Below are 535 nucleotides of genomic sequence, written 5' to 3' on the forward strand. Positions count from 1 at the left end.
CGGTGTCGCCGGTGTGATCAAGATGGTGCAGGCGATGCGGCACGGCACGCTGCCGCGCACGCTCCACGTGGACGAGGCGTCACCGCACGTCGACTGGACCGCCGGCGCGGTGGAACTCCTCACCGAGGAGCGGGACTGGCCGCACGCGGAGCAGCCGCGCCGCGCGGGCGTGTCCTCGTTCGGCGTGTCCGGCACCAACGCCCACGCCATCCTGGAGCAGGCACCGGCGCAGCCCGAGCCCGCCGACGAGGCCACGGACCGTACCCTGCCGGTCGTTCCGTGGACGCTGTCCTCGCGTACGGCGGCCGGACTGCGCGCCCAGGCCGAGCGCCTCCTCGCGCACCGGCCCGCGCTCGACGCCGGCCCCCACGACGTGGCCCTCGCCCTCGCCACCACCCGCACGGCCTTCGAACACCGCGCGATCGTCCTGGGCGCGGACCGCGACGCCCTGCTCGCCGGTCTGACCGCCGTCGCGGAGGGCGCCGAGTCGGCCGACGTGGTGCGCGGCCGAGCCGTCGGCGACGGCCGCACCGTC

1 protein-coding gene is annotated in these 535 nt (G+C 76.8%); it reads left to right on the plus strand.

All coding sequences use genetic code 11. From position 1 onward, the window contains the following. On the plus strand, positions 1-535 hold a 535-nt coding region (locus V5O46_RS31640; RefSeq protein ID WP_332888177.1), incomplete at both ends, for a ketoacyl-synthetase C-terminal extension domain-containing protein.

This window comes from Streptomyces poriticola, assembly GCF_036689765.1.
In the GTDB taxonomy this organism is placed as follows: Bacteria; Actinomycetota; Actinomycetes; order Streptomycetales; family Streptomycetaceae; genus Streptomyces; species Streptomyces poriticola.